This window comes from Limnoglobus sp., from assembly GCF_059499385.1.
On the sequence record NZ_JCABYM010000111.1, the window covers coordinates 147,214 to 163,578 of the forward strand.

The 16,365-nt window shown below is 70.5% G+C and carries 11 protein-coding genes; 9 read left to right on the forward strand and 2 right to left on the reverse strand.

The features are described 5' to 3' along the window. Positions 1–10: 10 nt before the first annotated feature. The 3 genes from AC5JJ2_RS20435 (at position 11) to AC5JJ2_RS20445 (ending at position 4,570) form a co-directional block, all read left to right on the forward strand. Positions 11–589 carry a WD40 repeat domain-containing protein gene (locus tag AC5JJ2_RS20435; protein WP_495859878.1) on the forward strand — a complete coding sequence of 193 codons (579 nt, stop codon included), beginning with the start codon at positions 11–13 and terminating at the stop codon, positions 587–589. A 253-nt stretch (positions 590–842) separates the two neighbouring features. Then, positions 843–1,376, forward strand: coding sequence for an acyltransferase (locus AC5JJ2_RS20440; protein ID WP_495859879.1), 534 nt, complete (start codon positions 843–845; stop codon positions 1,374–1,376). 278 nt (positions 1,377–1,654) lie between these two features. Continuing rightward, a complete protein-coding gene (locus AC5JJ2_RS20445; RefSeq protein ID WP_495859880.1) occupies positions 1,655–4,570 on the forward strand; it encodes a right-handed parallel beta-helix repeat-containing protein in 2,916 nt (971 codons plus the stop codon). Here AC5JJ2_RS20445 and AC5JJ2_RS20450 read toward each other — a convergent pair. Beyond that, positions 4,474–5,721, reverse strand: coding sequence for a glycosyltransferase family 4 protein (locus AC5JJ2_RS20450; protein ID WP_495859881.1), 1,248 nt, complete (start codon positions 5,719–5,721; stop codon positions 4,474–4,476). The genes AC5JJ2_RS20445 and AC5JJ2_RS20450 overlap by 97 nt on opposite strands. After that, positions 5,703–6,857: a glycosyltransferase gene (locus tag AC5JJ2_RS20455; RefSeq protein ID WP_495859882.1), complete on the reverse strand. Its 1,155-nt coding sequence runs from the start codon at positions 6,855–6,857 to the stop codon at positions 5,703–5,705. The genes AC5JJ2_RS20450 and AC5JJ2_RS20455 overlap by 19 nt, the downstream gene beginning before the upstream one ends. Before the next feature lie 164 nt (positions 6,858–7,021). Here AC5JJ2_RS20455 and AC5JJ2_RS20460 point away from each other — a divergent pair, with 164 nt between their 5' ends. The 6 genes from AC5JJ2_RS20460 (at position 7,022) to AC5JJ2_RS20485 (ending at position 16,354) form a co-directional block, all read left to right on the forward strand. Further along, entirely contained in the window at positions 7,022–8,164 is a 1,143-nt protein-coding gene (locus tag AC5JJ2_RS20460) for a glycosyltransferase (RefSeq protein ID WP_495859883.1), read from the forward strand. Continuing rightward, a complete protein-coding gene (locus tag AC5JJ2_RS20465; RefSeq protein ID WP_495859884.1) occupies positions 8,161–8,844 on the forward strand; it encodes a serine O-acetyltransferase in 684 nt (227 codons plus the stop codon). The genes AC5JJ2_RS20460 and AC5JJ2_RS20465 overlap by 4 nt, the downstream gene beginning before the upstream one ends. After that, positions 8,841–10,061: a glycosyltransferase family 2 protein gene (locus AC5JJ2_RS20470; RefSeq protein WP_495859885.1), complete on the forward strand. Its 1,221-nt coding sequence runs from the start codon at positions 8,841–8,843 to the stop codon at positions 10,059–10,061. Before AC5JJ2_RS20465 ends, AC5JJ2_RS20470 begins: the two co-directional genes overlap by 4 nt. Positions 10,062–10,081: 20 nt before the next feature. Then, on the forward strand, positions 10,082–11,248 hold the full coding sequence (locus AC5JJ2_RS20475; protein WP_495859886.1) for a hypothetical protein: 1,167 nt from the start codon (positions 10,082–10,084) through the stop codon (positions 11,246–11,248). Between the two features lie 38 nt (positions 11,249–11,286). Further along, positions 11,287–12,033, forward strand: a complete 747-nt coding sequence (locus AC5JJ2_RS20480; protein WP_495859887.1) for a hypothetical protein — start codon at positions 11,287–11,289, stop codon at positions 12,031–12,033. A 64-nt stretch (positions 12,034–12,097) separates the two neighbouring features. Then, entirely contained in the window at positions 12,098–16,354 is a 4,257-nt protein-coding gene (locus tag AC5JJ2_RS20485; RefSeq protein WP_495859888.1) for a tetratricopeptide repeat protein, read from the forward strand. The last annotated feature ends 11 nt before the right edge of the window (positions 16,355–16,365 follow it).

Below are 16,365 nucleotides of genomic sequence, written 5' to 3' on the forward strand. Positions count from 1 at the left end.
GCGGTCGCGGGTGCGACCTCTGGAACTTGAACACCGGAGAACACCGGGAGTTGGAGCGGGGGCCTTCGACGGGTTCGCCAACGCCGGGTTCAGCCCGGACGGGACGAAGGTCTGGCTGGAACTCATGGGCGAGAATTCACTGACCCTTTCTGGAATCGCCATTTACGATGCCGAGACTGGTCGGCACAAGACGACGTTCAAGACGGAACCCATCAAGTACTACTCACACCGCGGAACGTTGAGTGCCGACGGGACGGAGTACCTGGTCGTGTTCATCGCCGAGGACGGTCTACCTGGAGAATGTCGGGTCTGGAACGTGTCGAACCGGGAACAGGTGCGAGCGTTCCCGGTCGATGCGAGAGCGTTCGATACCGTCGCGTTCGGCCCCGACACCAAACGGCTCATCACCGGTAACTCGAACCGGGCGGTGGTTCTGGACACGCAGGCCGGGAATGAGTTGCTCACCGTCGAGGTCAGCAACTGGCTGGACTCCGTCGCGTTCGACCCGACCGGGGAGAAGGTGGTGATCACGGACCGGAGGAAGGTCTTGACCCTGGACGGCATCCCGCTGCCGGAGGCGAAGAAGTGAGCCGCGTGACTCGACTCTTGGTGGCGGGCTGCAAACGCGAGTCCCCAAACTAAGAGACCGATATGCCGTTCCTGTCAGCCCGACTGCACACGCCGAAACGTGCCGAACATCCGCGAACGGCCGGGTCTGCCCTCGGGCACGCCCGGCCTCTCTTTTTTCACCCCGACCCGGTCGCCAAACACCGCTCGCGTCAGCTGCCGTCACGGTTACGCGGGTCGGGGTATAGAACAAGGTTAGCCCCGAGGTGTCGCCGGTGAACAAGTTGTTGCGTTGGTACGGCAAGCTCCGCGGGCGGCAGGTGCTGCCGCCCGGCATCCGCGTCGGGGCGAACGTTCACATCGGCGACGCCCTGCGGTTCGACTGGACGCACGGCCGGCACATCACCATCGAGGACGGCGCGACGATCGCCCCCGGCGTCCGCATCCTTTGCCATGACGCGTCGTCCGTCCGCCGCACCGGCGGCACGTGGGTCGCGCCAGTTACCGTCGGGGCCGGGGCGTTCGTCGGGGCGGAGGCCGTTCTCTTGCCCGGCGTCACGGTCGGGGCGGGGGCGGTCGTCGCGGCCGGGGCGGTCGTCACGAAGGACGTGCCGCCCGGAGCGGTCGTCGCCGGCATCCCGGCGGCCGTGATCGCGACGGTCGCCGACCTCGACGCCCGCCGCGCGGACGATATGAAACGCGCACCTTGTTTCCCGTCCGAGGTGTACGGAGCCTTGAATCTTAGCGAATCGCAAGACGAGGCGTTGAGGAAGGCGATTTCCCAATTCGGCGGGTATTACCTCGTGTGATTGTCTGAAAGTGTTCAAAATTTCACTTTAATGAATGTCTCCGGATTTTCTCGCGCCGTCGTTCACCCCTGTTGCGAGGGTTGAAAAACGTCGGGGTTTCCCCGTCGCGGGCGTCGGGATTCCTTCCCGCGCACTTGCACGCACAACCCGTGGAACTAGCCTTCTCGTACCCGACGCCCACGGGTCAGCGCCCCCGCCCACGCGGGTACGACGTTGCGTCGTCGTGCCGGAGGTTCGTGTGCGGTCTCACACCCTTGAATCTCTTGGATTGACTACGCATGAACGATGCCCCTTCGCCCCGTCCGTCGCTTTCGCTCCAACCCTTGGAAGCCCGTGAAGTCCCCGCCACACTGTACGTCGCGCCGACCGGCTCGGACGTGAACCCCGGCTCTGCCGACTTCCCCCTCCTGACGATCCAGGCCGCCGCCAACGTCGTGAACCCCGGCGACACCGTCGTCGTCCGGGCCGGGACGTACCGCGGGTTCAACTTGACCCGCAGCGGCACGGCCGCCGCCCAGGTGACGTTCAAGATCGACCCGGCCGCGGCGAAGGGATCGGTCGTCATCAACCAGCCGAACGCCTGGAACAACCGCGACGGCATCAACCTCGAAGGGGCGAGCCACGTCACCGTGGACGGGTTCACTGTCGTCAACCAGCCGCGGGCCGGGCTGCGGGCGGTGAACGACCAGTTCGTCACGTTCCGCAACAACCGGGCCGACAACAACGGCGACTGGGGCATCTTCACCGGGTTCAGTTCCGACCTGCTCGTCGAGAACAACGAAACGTCGCGGTCCCTGCGGCAGCACGGCATTTACGTGTCGAACAGCGCCGACCGGCCGGTCGTCCGGAACAACCTCGTGTGGGGGAACGCGGCCAGCGGCATCCAGTTGAACGCCGACGAGAGCCAGGGCGGGGACGGGATCATCTCGAACGCCGTCATCGAGAAGAACGTCATCCACGGCAACGGGCGGATCGGCGGGGCGTCGATCAACCTGGACGGCGTCGAGGACTCGGTCGTCCGGAACAACCTGATCTACAACGCGATGGCCACCGGGATCGCCCTGTTCTGGCAGGACGGGGCGGGGCCGTCGCGGAGCAACGAGATCGAGAACAACACCGTGCTGGTGAACAACACGGAGACGCTAACGAACGGCCGGTGGGCGCTGGCGCTGAACGACTACAGCACCGGGAACACGGTCGCGAACAACATCTTCTACACCAGCAACCCGAACACCGGGTCGATCCGTATTTCCGGCGACAGCTTGGCCGGGACGGTCAGCAACAACAACGCGGTCGAGGAGTTCCTCATCACGGACGGCGTGTGGGGCGGCCTCGCGGCGTGGCGGACCGGGACCGGGCTGGACACGCAGTCGGTCGGGTTCGCCGACCCGACGCAGTTGTTCGTGGACCCGGCCAACGGCGACTTCCGGCTGAGGCCCGGCAGCATCGCCATCGACGTGGGCGGGGCCACGAACCTCGCCCCGACGGACATCACCGGCGCGCCGCGGGTGCAGGGCGCGGCCGCCGACGCCGGGGCCTACGAATCGCCGGCGGTTTCCCCGCCGGCTTCGCCGCCGGCGACGGTCCGGGTGGTCGACGACGGCCAACCGGAATTCTCGACGACCGGGACCGGGTGGCAGACGGCCCGCGGGGACGGGACGTGGTACATGGCCGACACCCGCTACCGGACGACCGGCACGGCCGGGGCCGCGGCCCGGTGGACGATCCCGGTCACGCCCGGCGGGACGTACCGCCTCTCGACGACGTGGGCACCGACCGCGAACCGGGCGACGAACGCGACGTTCCGCGTCCTCGACGCCAACGGCACGTCGCTCACGACGGCCACGGTCAACCAGCAACTCGCCCCGAACGACCTCCGGTCCGACGGCGCGGCGTGGAAGGACCTGGCGACCGCCGTGCGGCCGGCCGGGTCGGCGATCACGGTCGAGGTGGACGGGCTGGCGAACGGGAACGTGATCGCGGACGCGGTGCGGCTGGAACAACTCGTCGCCGCGACCGTCCCGCCGGTTTCGCCGCCGCCGACCGCGCCGTCCGCCCCGGCGACGGGGACGGCGTTCGCCGACGACTTCTCGGCCGCGACCCCGTCTCCCGCATGGTCGTTCGTCAACGGGTCGTGGGTCCAGTCCGGCGGCGTGCTCCGGCAGACCACCACCGCGGTCGGCGACCCGTTCAAGGCCATCGTCGGCGGTCGGACCTGGTCGGCCGCGCAGGAGGTCACCGCGTCCGTGCGGGTGGACAGTTGGTCCGGCGGGCTGTACCCGCGGGCCGGCGTCGGCGTCCGGACGAACGCCGCCGGAGAGGGCTACAACCTCGTGTTCCGGAGCGGCGGGCAGGTGCAGTTCCTCAACGACAAGGTCGCGTGGGGGAACGCGTACTCCTTCAACTGGCAGGCCGGCGTCTGGTACAAGTTCCGACTCCGGGCCGAGGCCGACGGCACGCTCCGCGGCAAGGTGTGGGCGGCCGGACAGGCCGAGCCGGCGGGCTGGATGTTCGCGCAGTCCGGGTGGGCCGACCGCACGGGCGGCAGTCCGGCGCTCAACGGCTCGTCCAACCGCGACGGCGGGGCGGCGACCGTCTCGTTCGACGACGTGACGGCCGACAATGTGATTGCGACGCCGCTGTTCACCGACAGCTTCTCCGGCTCGACGCTCGGCGGGGCGTGGACGACCAACGGCGGCAGCTGGGGCGTGACGAACGGCACGCTGGGGCAAACGTCGCTGCTCGCGGCCCCGGAGAAGAAGGCGGTCGTCACCGGCCTCGCGGCCGGCGCGGCGAACGAGATCGAGGCCCGCGTCCGGGTCGATGCGTGGACCGCCGGCATGTACGCCCGCGCCGGCGTCGGCGTCGGGACGGATGCCAACGGGTTGGGCTACAACCTCGTCTTCCGGGACAACAACACCGTCCAGTTCCTGAACGACCGGGTCGCGTGGGGGAACGCCTTCACGTTCAACTGGCAGGTCGGCGCGTCGTACCGGTTCAAGCTCCGGCAGGAGGCGGACGGTACGCTCCGCGCGAAGGTGTGGGCGGACGGCCAGGCCGAGCCGACCGGCTGGATGTTCACGCAAACCGGGTGGGGCTACCGGGCCGGCCGGGCGGCGCTCAACGGCGGGTCGGCCGTCGTGGGCCTAGGGACCAACACCGCATCGTTCGGCGACGTGAAGGTCTGGGGCTGATGTCTGCCCAGGACTTCGAGTAAGAACTGTTCCAACTCCGCGACCGCCTCGGTCCGCGCCTTCGTGGGAAGGGCGGGCCGGGGCGGTGGTTCGTTTAGGGATTGTCCGATGGCGGTCGCGAGTGCGACTGGGTCGCCGGGCGGGACGAGCCGGCTCGCCCCGCGCGAGGCGATGTCCGGGATGCCGCCGACGTTCGAGGCGACCCACGGCGTCCCGCACGCGGACGCCTCCAGCAGCACGTTCGGCGTCCCCTCGCTGTGGCTCGGCAGCACGAACAGGTCCGCGGAGCGATACCAGTCCGCCAGTTCGTCCTGCGGCCGCGACCCGAGGAACGTCACCTTCTCCGCGAGGCCGAGTTGCCTCGCCTGGGCTTCCAGCGCGCCGCGGAGCGGGCCGGAGCCGGCGAGCATCAAGCGGAACTTCATGCCGTCCGCATTCAAGCGGCCGAGGGCGTCGAGCAGCACGTCCACCGCCTTCACCGGGACGAGGTTGCCGACGAACAACACGACCGGGTCGCCGGGCGGCACGCCGACGCGCTCGCGGGCCTCGGCCTTTGAACCGGGATGAAAGATGGCGGGATCGACGCCGTCGAGGATGACGCGGACGCGGTCCGAGGCCGCGCCGAGCGCAATGACGCGGTCCGCGAGATCGCGGCTGACCGCGACGACGCCGTCAGCCGCGACGAGTGCCTCCGCCGTCGGCTTCCGCCGGGCCGGGTAGGCGTCCAGCAGCCGCACGTCCGACCCGTGGACCTGTAACACGACCGGCAGCCCGGCGGCGCGGCCGAGTCTTACCGCCGCCCACCCGTCCGGGTACGCCCACGGCGCGAACACGATGTCGGGGCGGAACTCTCCGACAACCCGGCGGAAGGTTCGCTTCGCCGACCACGCGAAGCAGTGCCCGTACCGCGACCGCGCGACCTGCGGCGGGAACCAGTAGATCGGGTGGTCCACGGTCAGCCCGTCGCGCTCGACCCGCCGCGCCCGCGGCTTGCCCTGCCGGAGCGCACGGGCTTCGTCGGTCCAGGGGATCGGCGCGATCACGCGGACCGCGTGTCGCTCGCCCAGGAGCCGGAGTTGGTGGCGGTTGAACGGCGCGCGGTGTGGCTGCGCCGGCGTCGGGTAGAGGTTGGTCAGCGCGAGAACCCGCACGGCTTTCCTTTGGCGAGGAGCGATTGATAGAGGTCGACGTATTTTCGGAACGTGGCCGCGCGGCTGTAACGGGCGCGGACTTCGTTCCGCCCCGCTCCGCCGACGGCCGCCGCGAGCGGCGGGTTTGACAGAATGCGGTCCAGCGAGTCCGCCACGGCCGCGGGGTCATTCGGCGGGACGAGGAACCCGGTCTTTCTCTCCGCGATCATCTCCGGCAGCCCGCCGACGGCCGTACACACGGCCGGCACGCCGGCGGCCCACGCTTCCAGCAACGATACCGGCATCCCCTCGCTGCTACTCGTCAGGGCGAACGCGGACATCAGCCGGTAGAACGGCTCCGGCCGCGACCGCTGGCCCGCGAACAGCACGGCCCCGGCAAGCCGCAGGTCGCGCGTCAACGCCTCCAGCTTCCCTCGCTCCGGACCGTCGCCGACGAGCAGCAACCGGGCCGTCGGGTATCGCGGACGCAGCTCGGCGAACGCGCGAATCAGCACGTCCTGCCGCTTCACCGCCGCGAGCCGGCCGACGGTTCCGACGACCGGCGTTCCTTCCGGCAGATCGAACTCGCGTCGCAGCGCCGCCACGTCTTCCCGCGTCACGTCCGGTTCCGTGTCCACGCCGTTCGGCACAACGAGTAGCTTGCGTCGCGGAATTCCCCCACGCGCCGCGGCCGCGGTCGCGATGTCGGCCGACACGCACGCGAACCGGTCGGCCCAGTGCGCGGCCGCCGACCACAACATTCGCGCACGCGACTTCCCGGCGTCGCCGCGGCGGCCGCTCAAATGGTTGCCGTGTTCCGTGTGGACGACCGCCCCGACGCCTGCGAGAGCCGCCGCCGGGCCGGCGTAAAAGAGCGCCCCGATCTGGTGCGTGTGGACCACGTCCGGCAAGTCGTTCGCGAGCAGTCGGGCCATGCGCACGACGGTGCGCGGTCGAAACCCCGCCCGCTTCTCGAGACACTCGACGCGGCCACCCGCCGAAACGACTTCATTCGCCAGTTCGCCCGGCCGTTCGAGGCAGAGCACGCGGACGCGGTGACCTTCGTTCGCGCCTGCCTGCGTCAAACCGAGGATTAGCCGTTCCAAGCCCCCGACATCGAGCGAGAGGCACACGTGGGCGACGCTCAAGGAATGCATGACCGCCTTATGTTCATGCCAAAAAAGAATGGAAAAATTTACAAAACCGGCGCACCGGCTGCGTAAGTGGTCACCCGTGACTGCATACACGAGGCCACCGCTTGACAAGTTCGACACTTTCTCGGCCGCGGGCAACGGACGCCCTGCCCTTAACCGGCCGAGACATGATCTGCTTCAGCCACGACTGGACCGGCGATCCTCTCTCGAAAACGCACCTGATGCGGGAACTGGCCCGCGACAACCGCATCCTCTGGGTGAACTCCATCGGCTACCGCACGCCGTCGCTCGGTAGCAAGAACGACCTCCGCCGCGTCGTGCAGAAGCTGAAGGCGGCGGCCGCGCCCGTGCGTGAAGTCGAGCCGAACATCTTCGTCCTCAACCCGCTCGTCGTCCCGGCGTGGGGCTTCCCGGCGGTGCGTGCGTTCAACGCTAAGTTTCTGCGGTGGCAGGTCCGCCGGGCGATGCGCGACCTCCGCTTCCGCAAGCCGATCAACTGGGTCTTCAACCCCGCCGCCGGGGCCGTCGCCGGGACGCTCGGCGAGGACCGCATCATCTATTACTGCGTGGACGAGTACACGGCGTTCCGCGGAGTGAACCGGGAACAACTCGCGGCCGTCGAGCGGGACGTGATCGCGAAGGCCGACCTCGTCGTCGTGTCCGCGGAGAAGCTCTTACACGCGAAACGGCCGCCGCACGCCCAGGCCGTGCTCGTGCGGCACGGCGTGGATTACCGGCACTTCCGCACGGCGCTCGACGCGGCCACCGTCGTCCCCGACGAGATCGCGCGGTTGCCGCGGCCGGTCATCGGCTACTTCGGGCTGATCGCCGAGGACTGGGTGGACGTGCCGTTGCTCGTCCACCTCGCCCGCCACTTCCGGCACGGCTCGCTCGTGATGCTCGGCAAGGCGACGATGGACGTGTCGTTGCTCGCCGCGGAGCCGAACGTCCACTTGCTCGGTCGGAAGCCGTATTCCTCCTTGCCCGCCTACTGCAAGGGGTTCGACGTGGCCGTGATCCCGTTCCCGGTCACGGAGGTCACGCTGAACGCGAACCCCTTGAAAGCTCGTGAATATCTCGCGGCCGGGCTGCCGGTCGTCTCGACGCGGATCCCGGAGGTCGAGGTCCTCGGTTGTTGCGCGGTCGCCGACGGAAACGCGCAGTTCGCTACCACCGTTGAGAAGGCGCTCGCTCAACCCGGTGTGAGGGCCGAGCGAAGTCGTGGGATGGCTACAGAGAGTTGGTCGGCCCGGTTGCAGGAAATCCGGACGCACTTTGAGAACGCGATTTCTCGGAAGGGCGTCCGATGAACCGCCCTCGCTTCCGACTGTTCGCCGACCTTCGGACCGACCTCCGCGCGAAGGCCGCCTGGCTGTACGAGAGTACGAGCCGCCGGGCGATTCTTCGCACTCTCCTGACGGACGGCACGCCGGCGATGGTGTGGTACCGGCTGATGCAAGCCGCGCGGCGGTGGCGGCTCGCGCCGCTTGAGATGCTGTTCAACCGAATCAACTCCGCGTGCTGCGGGTGCGTCATCGGCCGCGGGGCGGAGTTCGGCCCCGGCCTCGTGCTCGTCCACGCGAACGGCGTGGTTATCAACGGCGCGGTCCGCGGCGGCGCGAACGTCGTTATCGAGCACCAAGTCACCATCGGTGCGGAAAAGCGGCAGTCGCCGGTAATCGGCGACGGCGTGTTCCTCGGGGCCGGGGCTAAGGTCGTCGGCCCGGTGACCATCGGGGCCGGGGCGAAGGTCGGGGCGAACGCGGTCGTCGTCCACGACGTTCCGGCCGGCGCCACGGTCGTCGGCATCCCCGCGCGCGTAGTGACTTCACGCGGTGTCAGGACAACGGCAATTGAAGGCACGAATACTGCGATTGCGCCCATCCATCTTTCCCGCGCGTCCGTCTTAAACGGGTCGGCGGACCGAACCACCCCCCACGCTCAGCACCTCGCCCCCGCTGAAGGATTTGCACCAGGAGCCGAGGGATGACTACGTCCGAATGGTTGTTGCCGTTGGTCCTCGCCGCGAGCCTCGCGGCGGTCGGGTACGCCTACGCGGTCTACCCGGCCTTGATTTGGGTGTTGTCCCGGCTGTTCGGCCGCAAGCCCGTCCGCCCGGCCGCGGCGGACGACGACCTGCCGTTCGTGTCGCTGGTCATCGCCGCGCACAACGAGGAGGCGGAGATCGGGCCGCGGGTCGCCAACGCGCTGGCGAGCGACTACCCGGCCGACCGGTTCGAGGTGATCGTCGCGTCCGACGGTTCGACCGACCGGACGAACGCCATCGTCCGGGGCTTCGACGACCCGCGGGTCCGGTTGCTCGCGTTCCACCGGAACCGGGGCAAGGCGGCCGTGCTGAACGACGCCATCCCGGAGGCGACCGGCGACGTGGTCATGCTCTCGGACGCGAACACGCACACCGAGCCGGACGCGGCCCGGAAGTTGGCCGCGTGGTTCCTCGACCCGGACGTGTGCGCCGTGTGCGGCAAGCTCGTGCTCACCGACCGGGCGACCGGGACGAACGCGGACGGTCTGTATTGGAAGTACGAGACGTTCCTGAAGCTGTGCGAGAGCCGGCTCGGCGCGCTGCTCGGCTCGAACGGGGCGATCTACGCCCTCCGCAAGCCGGCGTTCGTGCCGCTGCCGCCGAACACGCTGGTGGACGACTTCGTCTTGCCGATGCTCGCGAAAATCCAATCCGGCGGGCGGATCGTCTATGACCGCGAGGCGGTGGCGCGGGAAGAGACCGCGCCGGACCTGGCGGCCGAGTTCCGCCGCCGCGCCCGGATCGGGGCCGGCGGGTTCCAGAGCATCGTGCTGCTCCGCGGCCTACTCAACCCGGCGAACGGGTGGGTGGCGCTGACGTTCGCGTCGCACAAAGTCCTCCGCTGGCTCGGGCCGTTCTTCCTGCTCGCCGCGTTCCTGGCGAACCTGGCGCTGGCCCGCCAGCCGTTCTTCGCCGGGTTACTGATCGCACAAGTCGCGTTCTACGCCCTGGCCGTGGCCGGGCGGCGGCTGCCGCTGCCGGCGAGGCCGCGGGCGCTGAAGGTCCTTCGGTTGCCGTCGATGTTCGTGCTGATGAACGCCGCGCTGTTCGTCGGGTTCCTGCGGTGGGTCCGCGGGTTCAACACGGGAACCTGGCAGCGGACCGAGCGGCCGGTCGCCGAGCCGGCGGCGGCGAGTGCGCTCGCGGTCGTCGAAACGTAATTCGAGGGTTGGTGTTGCCCATGGGACCGGAATGGTTGTTCGCGCTCACCCCGTTGGCCGTCGCGGCCGGGGGGTGGGCCGGGTTGCGGCGGAAGGGCCTCCACCGGTGGCTGCCCTCCTACGCCGCGTCCGTCGGCCGGCGGCGCACGCCGAAGCCGGGCGAGCCGGTTCACCTGCTGATCTGCGTGTGCGACCACTTCGAGCCGAAGCGGGGCGGCGTCCCGGCGGCGGTCGCGGCCGAGCGGGTGCGGCGGTGGGTCGAGGAGTACCCGAAGCAGCTCGACCGGTTCCGGGACAGCGCCGGCCGGCCGCCGCAACACACGTTCTTCTACCCGGCCGAGGAGTACGAGCCGGAATACCTGGACGCGCTCGCCGGTCTGTGCCGGGCCGGGTACGGGGACGTGGAAATCCACCTCCACCACGACGAGGACACGGCCGAGAACCTGCGGAGGACGTTGATCGACTTCAAGACGACCCTGCACGAGCGCCACGGCCTTCTCCGCCGCGACCCGCGGACGGGGGAGGTCGTGTACGGTTTCATTCATGGGAATTGGGCGCTCGACAACTGCCGCGCCGACGGCCGGCACTGCGGCGTGGACAACGAGTTGTCCGTGCTGGTGGAAACCGGGTGCTACGCGGACTTCACGTTGCCGTCCGCGCCGAGCGAAACGCAGACGCGGACGATCAACCAGCTCTACTGGGCGGTCGGCCGGCCCGGCAAGCGGAAGAGCCACGACACCGGTGTTCCGGTTCCGGCCGGGCCGAAGCCGCCGGGGGCGCTGCTGATGATTCCGGGGCCGCTCGTGCTGGACTGGACGCGGCCGAAGTTCGGCCTCTTGCCGCGGATCGAGAACGGTTGCCTGCAGGGCAGCCAGCCGCCGACGGGTGAACGAATTGATAACTGGGTGCGGGCGGGTGTGGAAATCCCGGACAGTGGCGTGAGGACACTTGCCGCGAAACTACACACGCACGGGGCGGAGGAATCGAACATGCCGGTTCTGTTCGGCGAGCCGGCGGTACGGTTTCATGAGGCCCTGCGCGAACGGGCCGACCGCGACCCGGCATTTCGGTACAGCTACGTGACGGCGTGGGAACTGGCCGCTCGGGTATTGTCCCCGGGCGGCGAACGACCGACCAGGATCGCGAACGGCCGGACGGCCCCTGGCGGGAAGCTTCATCCGGTATGAGCTTCCGTTATCTTTAGTCCGCCAACATGAGGAGCATCATGCGAAGACTCTTGTGGGGGATCGCGGTGGCCGTGTGCGCCACCCTGACCCCCGGGGCGGCGAGCGCCGCCTTTACCCTGACGATCGAGTCGGCACCGGCCGGGTACACCGGGCCGACGACCGGCACGACGACGGCCGGTTTCCCGGACGCCATCACGTTCCAGTCCGGGAGTACCGCGTCGGACGACGGCCGGCTCACGATTTCATCGAGCCGGGAGCAGTTCCCGACGTTCGCCTCGATCGGGACGACGTTCCAGATCAAGGCCGCACTGTCGACGCCGTCCAGCACCACGGGGTACGTCCCGGCCGGGACGTACGTGATCCGCATCCGGAACGACGAGTTCACCCTCCCGCCGGGGACGCAGGGGAACATCGGGGTAATTCACACCTCGATCGTCCCCTTCGCGAGTGCGCCGGGAACGCCGCTGGTGACGACGACGGCCACCAGCAGCATTCCGGGCGGGAACTCCGTGTCGGTCAACGGCAGCCCGATGCTGACCCAGATGTTCGAGGCCATGACGCCGAAGCCGGACGGGATTTACACCCTCGACCAGCTCGTGACGATCAACCTCCCGGCCGGCGGGAGCGGCCAGTTCTCGGTGACCTCGTACATCGGGGCCGTCACCCCCATTCCGGCCCCGCCGGCGCTATTGCTCTGTGGGATCGGCGTCCCGGCGTTCGGGTTCGCCCTCCGCGCGTTCCGACGGAAGGGGCAATCCGCCCCGGCCGCCGGTCCGGCCGCGTAACAACAACCCCCTTGCCCCGGCCGTGCGACCCACGCCGGGGCAGATCATCCCCACGACCGACACCATGCGCCGCCACACGTTGAACGTCCGATTCCTGCTCGCGCTGCTGACCCTCCTCGGAGCGATCGTCGGCGGCGTCTGGGCGGCGCACCGCCGTCAGGCGGGCAAGCAGGCCGGCCTCTACCTGGCGCGGGCCGACGCCCTCGAACGCGACGGCGACAAGGCGGCCGCCGCGACCTACCTCCGCCGGTACCTCGTCCACTCCCCCGCCGACACCGCCGCCCGCGGCCGGTTCGGGCTGTTGTTGGCCGACACCGCGACGGACGCCGACGGCCTCTTCCAGGCACTCCTCGTACTCGATCAGGCGGTCCGCGAAGACCCCGCCCGCGACGACCTCCGGCGACGGGCCGCGGCCCTCGGCACGACGCTCGGCACGGACACGCTCCCCGGCGCGACCGAACACTACACGGCGCTGATCGCCGCGCACCCGCCCGAGGCTGAACTGTACTTCAGCCGTGGGAAGTGCCACGAACTGGCCGAGAGCTTCCCGGCCGCGGAAGCCGACTACCGGGCCGCGGTGAAGCTGAACGCAGCCCACGTCCCGGCCGCCGCGCGGCTGGCCGGCGTCCTCCGCGGCCGCCTCGGCCGGCCCCGCGAGGCCGATGTCTTGGTCGCAAAGATGACCGACCGCGATCCCCGCGCCGCCGACGCGCAACTGGCCGCGGCCACCTATTGGAAGGAAGTCACCCGGTCCGGCTCCGCGGCCGAGCGGCCGACGGCCGAGAAGAAGCACGCGGCCGCCGTGGCCGCCGCCCTCGCGCTGACGCCGACCGACCTCGCTACCGTGCAGGCCGCGGCCGACCTCGCGATCGCCCGCAGCAGGGAAGCCGAGCGGAAGCACGACCCGGCCGCGGCGCGGGCCGCCGCCGCGGAAGCGGCGAAGTTACTCGAGGGCGGGATCGCGGTCGCGAAGCTCCCCGCGGCCGCGGCGACGCTCGAAGGCCGGGCCGAGGTCGAGCGGCAGCGGGAGCGGATCGCGAAGTTGTACCACACGCGGGCCGCCGTGGCCCTCGACGCCGGGCGGTTCGACGAGGCGGAAACGTGGCTGACCCGCGGGCTGGACGCATACCCGAATTCCGCCGGGCTGGTGGGTCAGTTGGCCGAAACGTTCACCCGCGCCGGCCGGCTTCCCGACGCCGAGGCGCAAATCGACCGGCTCCGCGAATTGAAGCATCCCGAGGGATTGATCGGCTACCGCCGGGCGCGGGTGTTGGCGGCCCAGGGCGATTGGCCGGCCGCCGCCCGGACGTGTGAGGCGGCCCTGCCGGACCTCGCCGCGAACCCGGACTTGGCACGGGAGGCCCGATACTTCCTGGGCGAGTGCTTCGAGCAACTCGGCCAGCCGGACCGCCGACAGGCCGCGCTGCGGGAGGCCCTGCCGGTCGATCCGGCCGACCCGTTGTGGATGCCTGCCCGCGCGAAGCTCGCCGCGTCGCTGTTGGACCTCGGCCGGACGGCCGACGCCGCCGAAGTGTACGAGAACCTGGCCGCCCGGTACGCGGACGCGAAGGTCCCGCTCGCCCGACTCTTGCTCGCCGAGCAGCGCCGCCGGCCGCCGGTCGCCCGCGAGTTCTCCCGCGTCACCGCCGCGCTGGAGGCCGCCCCGCCGACGGCCGAGCGCGACCTCCTCAAGGTCGATCTCAAGCATGCCGTCGCCGAGTCGGTCGATCCGGCGAAAGTGCGGGCCGACGTGCTAGCCGTGCGGGACGCCTACCCGGACGCGGCGGAGCCGTACCTCGCGCTCGCGGCGCTGGAACTTCGAGCCGGTGACCCGGCCGCGGCCGCGCGGTGGCTCGATTCCGCCGAGAAGAACCCGAAGGTCGGCGACCGCGTGGACCTACGGTTGGTCCGCGCAAACTTGCCGGCCGCCGACTTCCTCGCCCTCGCGACGGGGGCCGAGAAGTTCAAGCCGGCCGACCGCGTGCGGCTGCTCGTCGGGCTGTCCGACCTCGTGCCGGAGAACAAACCCGCGGTCGCGGTCGAGTTGCTCGACCGTGCCGCGGCCGCCGCGCCGACCGACCTCGGCGTGCTGCTCGCCCGGTTCGAGCGGGCCGTTCGGGCCGACCGGGCGAAGGCCGTCGCGCTGCTCGCCGAGGTCCGCAAGCTCGACGAGTTCGGCGGCACGTCCGCGAAGATGTCGGAAGCCATTCTGCTGTTGAAGGACGCCGAGGCGAAGCCGGCCGGCGACGACCGCGCGGCCGACCTGCGGCGGGCCGGCGAACTGCTCGGCGAAGCCGAGCCGGCGCGGCCGCACTGGAACCGCATCCCGCTGGCGCTGGCCGCCGTCCGCGACCTCCAGGGGGACACGGCCGGGGCAACGGCCGCGTACCGGCGGGCGGTCGAACTCGGCGTCCGCGACGCCGCCGTGGTCCGCCGGCTGACGGAACTTCTCACGGCCCAGAAGCGGTTCGCCGAGGTGAACCAACTACTCCGCGACTTGCCGGGGACCGGCGGGCGGGCGGCGGCAGAGGCCGCGCTCGCCTCTCGCGATCTGAGCCGCGCCGCGAAGTTGGCGGCCGACACCGTGCCGGAGGACTCGAAGGACGCGGCGGCGCTCGTGTGGCTGGGGCAAGTCCGGTTCCTCGCCGGCGACCGGGACGGCGCGGCGAAGCCGTTCCGCCGGGCGATCGATGTTGCTCCCGAACAGCCGGCCCCGTGGGTCGCGCTCGTCGGCTACCTCGTCGCGACCGGCCGGCCGGCGGAGGCGGAAGAGACGACCGCGACCGCCGCGAAGCGGATCACTCCCACCGACCGTCCCGCCGCGCTGGCCGCGTGTTACGAATCGCTCGGCCGTCCGGATCGGGCCGCCGACTTGTACCGCGACCTCGCGAAGGAGAAGCCGACGGACGCGGCCGTACTGCGGGACGCCGGCCGGTTCGCCCTCCGCGCCGGCCGCGCGGCGGAGGCGGCCGACCTGTTCAAGCGGGCCGTCGCCTTGCCGAAGCAGTCCGCCGCGGACGTGGCCGCCGCCCGCCGGCTGTACGCCATCAGCCTCGCGGCCCAGCCGAACCAGAAAACGGCCGCGGAGGCGCTAAAGGTACTCGACGCCACGGACGAGTCGGTCGAGGCGCTGAAGGCCCGCGCCGTCGTCCTCGGGGCGCAGCCGAACCGGAAGCAAAAGGCGGAAGCCGCGGCCCTACTGGAACGGGTCGAGGGCCGCAGCCCGCTCGGCGCGGAGGAGCAGTTCCTGCTCGCGCAACTGTACGCCACGATCGACGACCGGCCGAAGGCCCGCCGCCGGTTCGCGGCGCTCGTGGCGGCCAACGGCGAGAACCCGACGTATCTCGCGGTCTACGCCCGGTGGCTGCTGAAGGCGAACGACGCCGACGCCGCCCGGCCGCTGGTCGAAAAGTTGCAAACGCTCGACGCCGACTCGCGGCCGACGGTCGAGTTGACGGCCCGGCTCGCCGTCGCCGACGACCGCCGGGACGCCGCCGCGGACGTGTTGCTGAAGTACGCCGACCGGCCCGGCGACCGGGCGACGGCAATACTCCCGGTGATGGAAGACCTCGGCCTCGGCGACAAGGCGGAACCGCTCGTCGCGCGGATCGCGGCCGCCGCGCCCCACCCGACGGGCTTGATTCTCCGCGCCGAGTTCCTGGCCCGCCGGGGGAAGGTGGCCGACGCCGTAGCATCCCTCCGGGAGAAGCGGGACACGATCCCGCCCGCGGCGCTGGCGCGGGCCGCGGTGAACGTCCTCCACGGCGGCCGCCGCGCCGGGGCGGACGACCCGGCGGCCGACGAACTGGTGGCCGAGGCCGCTCGCCGTGCCCCCGGCGAGCCGAAGGTTCTGCTTCAACAGGCGCTCCTCGCCGATTTCCGCGGGAAGTACGACGAGGCGGCGAAGTTGTTCCGCCGAGTGATCGACACGAAGCCGGAACTGGCCGTCGTCGCGGTCGCGGCGAATAACCTCGCATTCCTGGCGGCCGCACGGGGGCAGAAGCACGACGACGCGCTCGCGCTTCTGAGGCAAGCCGAGGACGCCGTCGGCCCGTCGCCGGACGTGTCCGACACGGAAGGGTACGTGCAACTGGCGCGGAAGGAACCGGCGGCCGCCGTCGAGGCGCTGGCCGACGCCGTCGCGACCGGCGGCGGGTCGGTGGTCCGCTACCACCTGGCGGCCGCACACCTCGCGGCCGGGGACAAGCTGAAAGCCGCGACCGAATGGGCGCTGGCCCACCGCGACGGCTTCACGGCAGCGGACCTGCACCCGCTCGAACGGCCCGAGTACGACCTACTGAAATCGGCCCTGCGCCGCTAACGACCACGCCC

Bases quoted from the DNA above. Each gene is read 5' to 3' on its own strand.
- AC5JJ2_RS20445 (WP_495859880.1), top strand. From the start codon at position 1,655: ATGAACGATGCCCCTTCGCCCCGTCCGTCGCTTTCGCTCCAACCCTTG.
- AC5JJ2_RS20455 (WP_495859882.1), bottom strand. From the start codon at position 6,857: ATGCATTCCTTGAGCGTCGCCCACGTGTGCCTCTCGCTCGATGTCGGG.
- AC5JJ2_RS20460 (WP_495859883.1), top strand. From the start codon at position 7,022: ATGATCTGCTTCAGCCACGACTGGACCGGCGATCCTCTCTCGAAAACG.
- AC5JJ2_RS20465 (WP_495859884.1), top strand. From the start codon at position 8,161: ATGAACCGCCCTCGCTTCCGACTGTTCGCCGACCTTCGGACCGACCTC.
- AC5JJ2_RS20470 (WP_495859885.1), top strand. From the start codon at position 8,841: ATGACTACGTCCGAATGGTTGTTGCCGTTGGTCCTCGCCGCGAGCCTC.
- AC5JJ2_RS20475 (WP_495859886.1), top strand. From the start codon at position 10,082: ATGGGACCGGAATGGTTGTTCGCGCTCACCCCGTTGGCCGTCGCGGCC.
- AC5JJ2_RS20480 (WP_495859887.1), top strand. From the start codon at position 11,287: ATGCGAAGACTCTTGTGGGGGATCGCGGTGGCCGTGTGCGCCACCCTG.
- AC5JJ2_RS20485 (WP_495859888.1), top strand. From the start codon at position 12,098: ATGCGCCGCCACACGTTGAACGTCCGATTCCTGCTCGCGCTGCTGACC.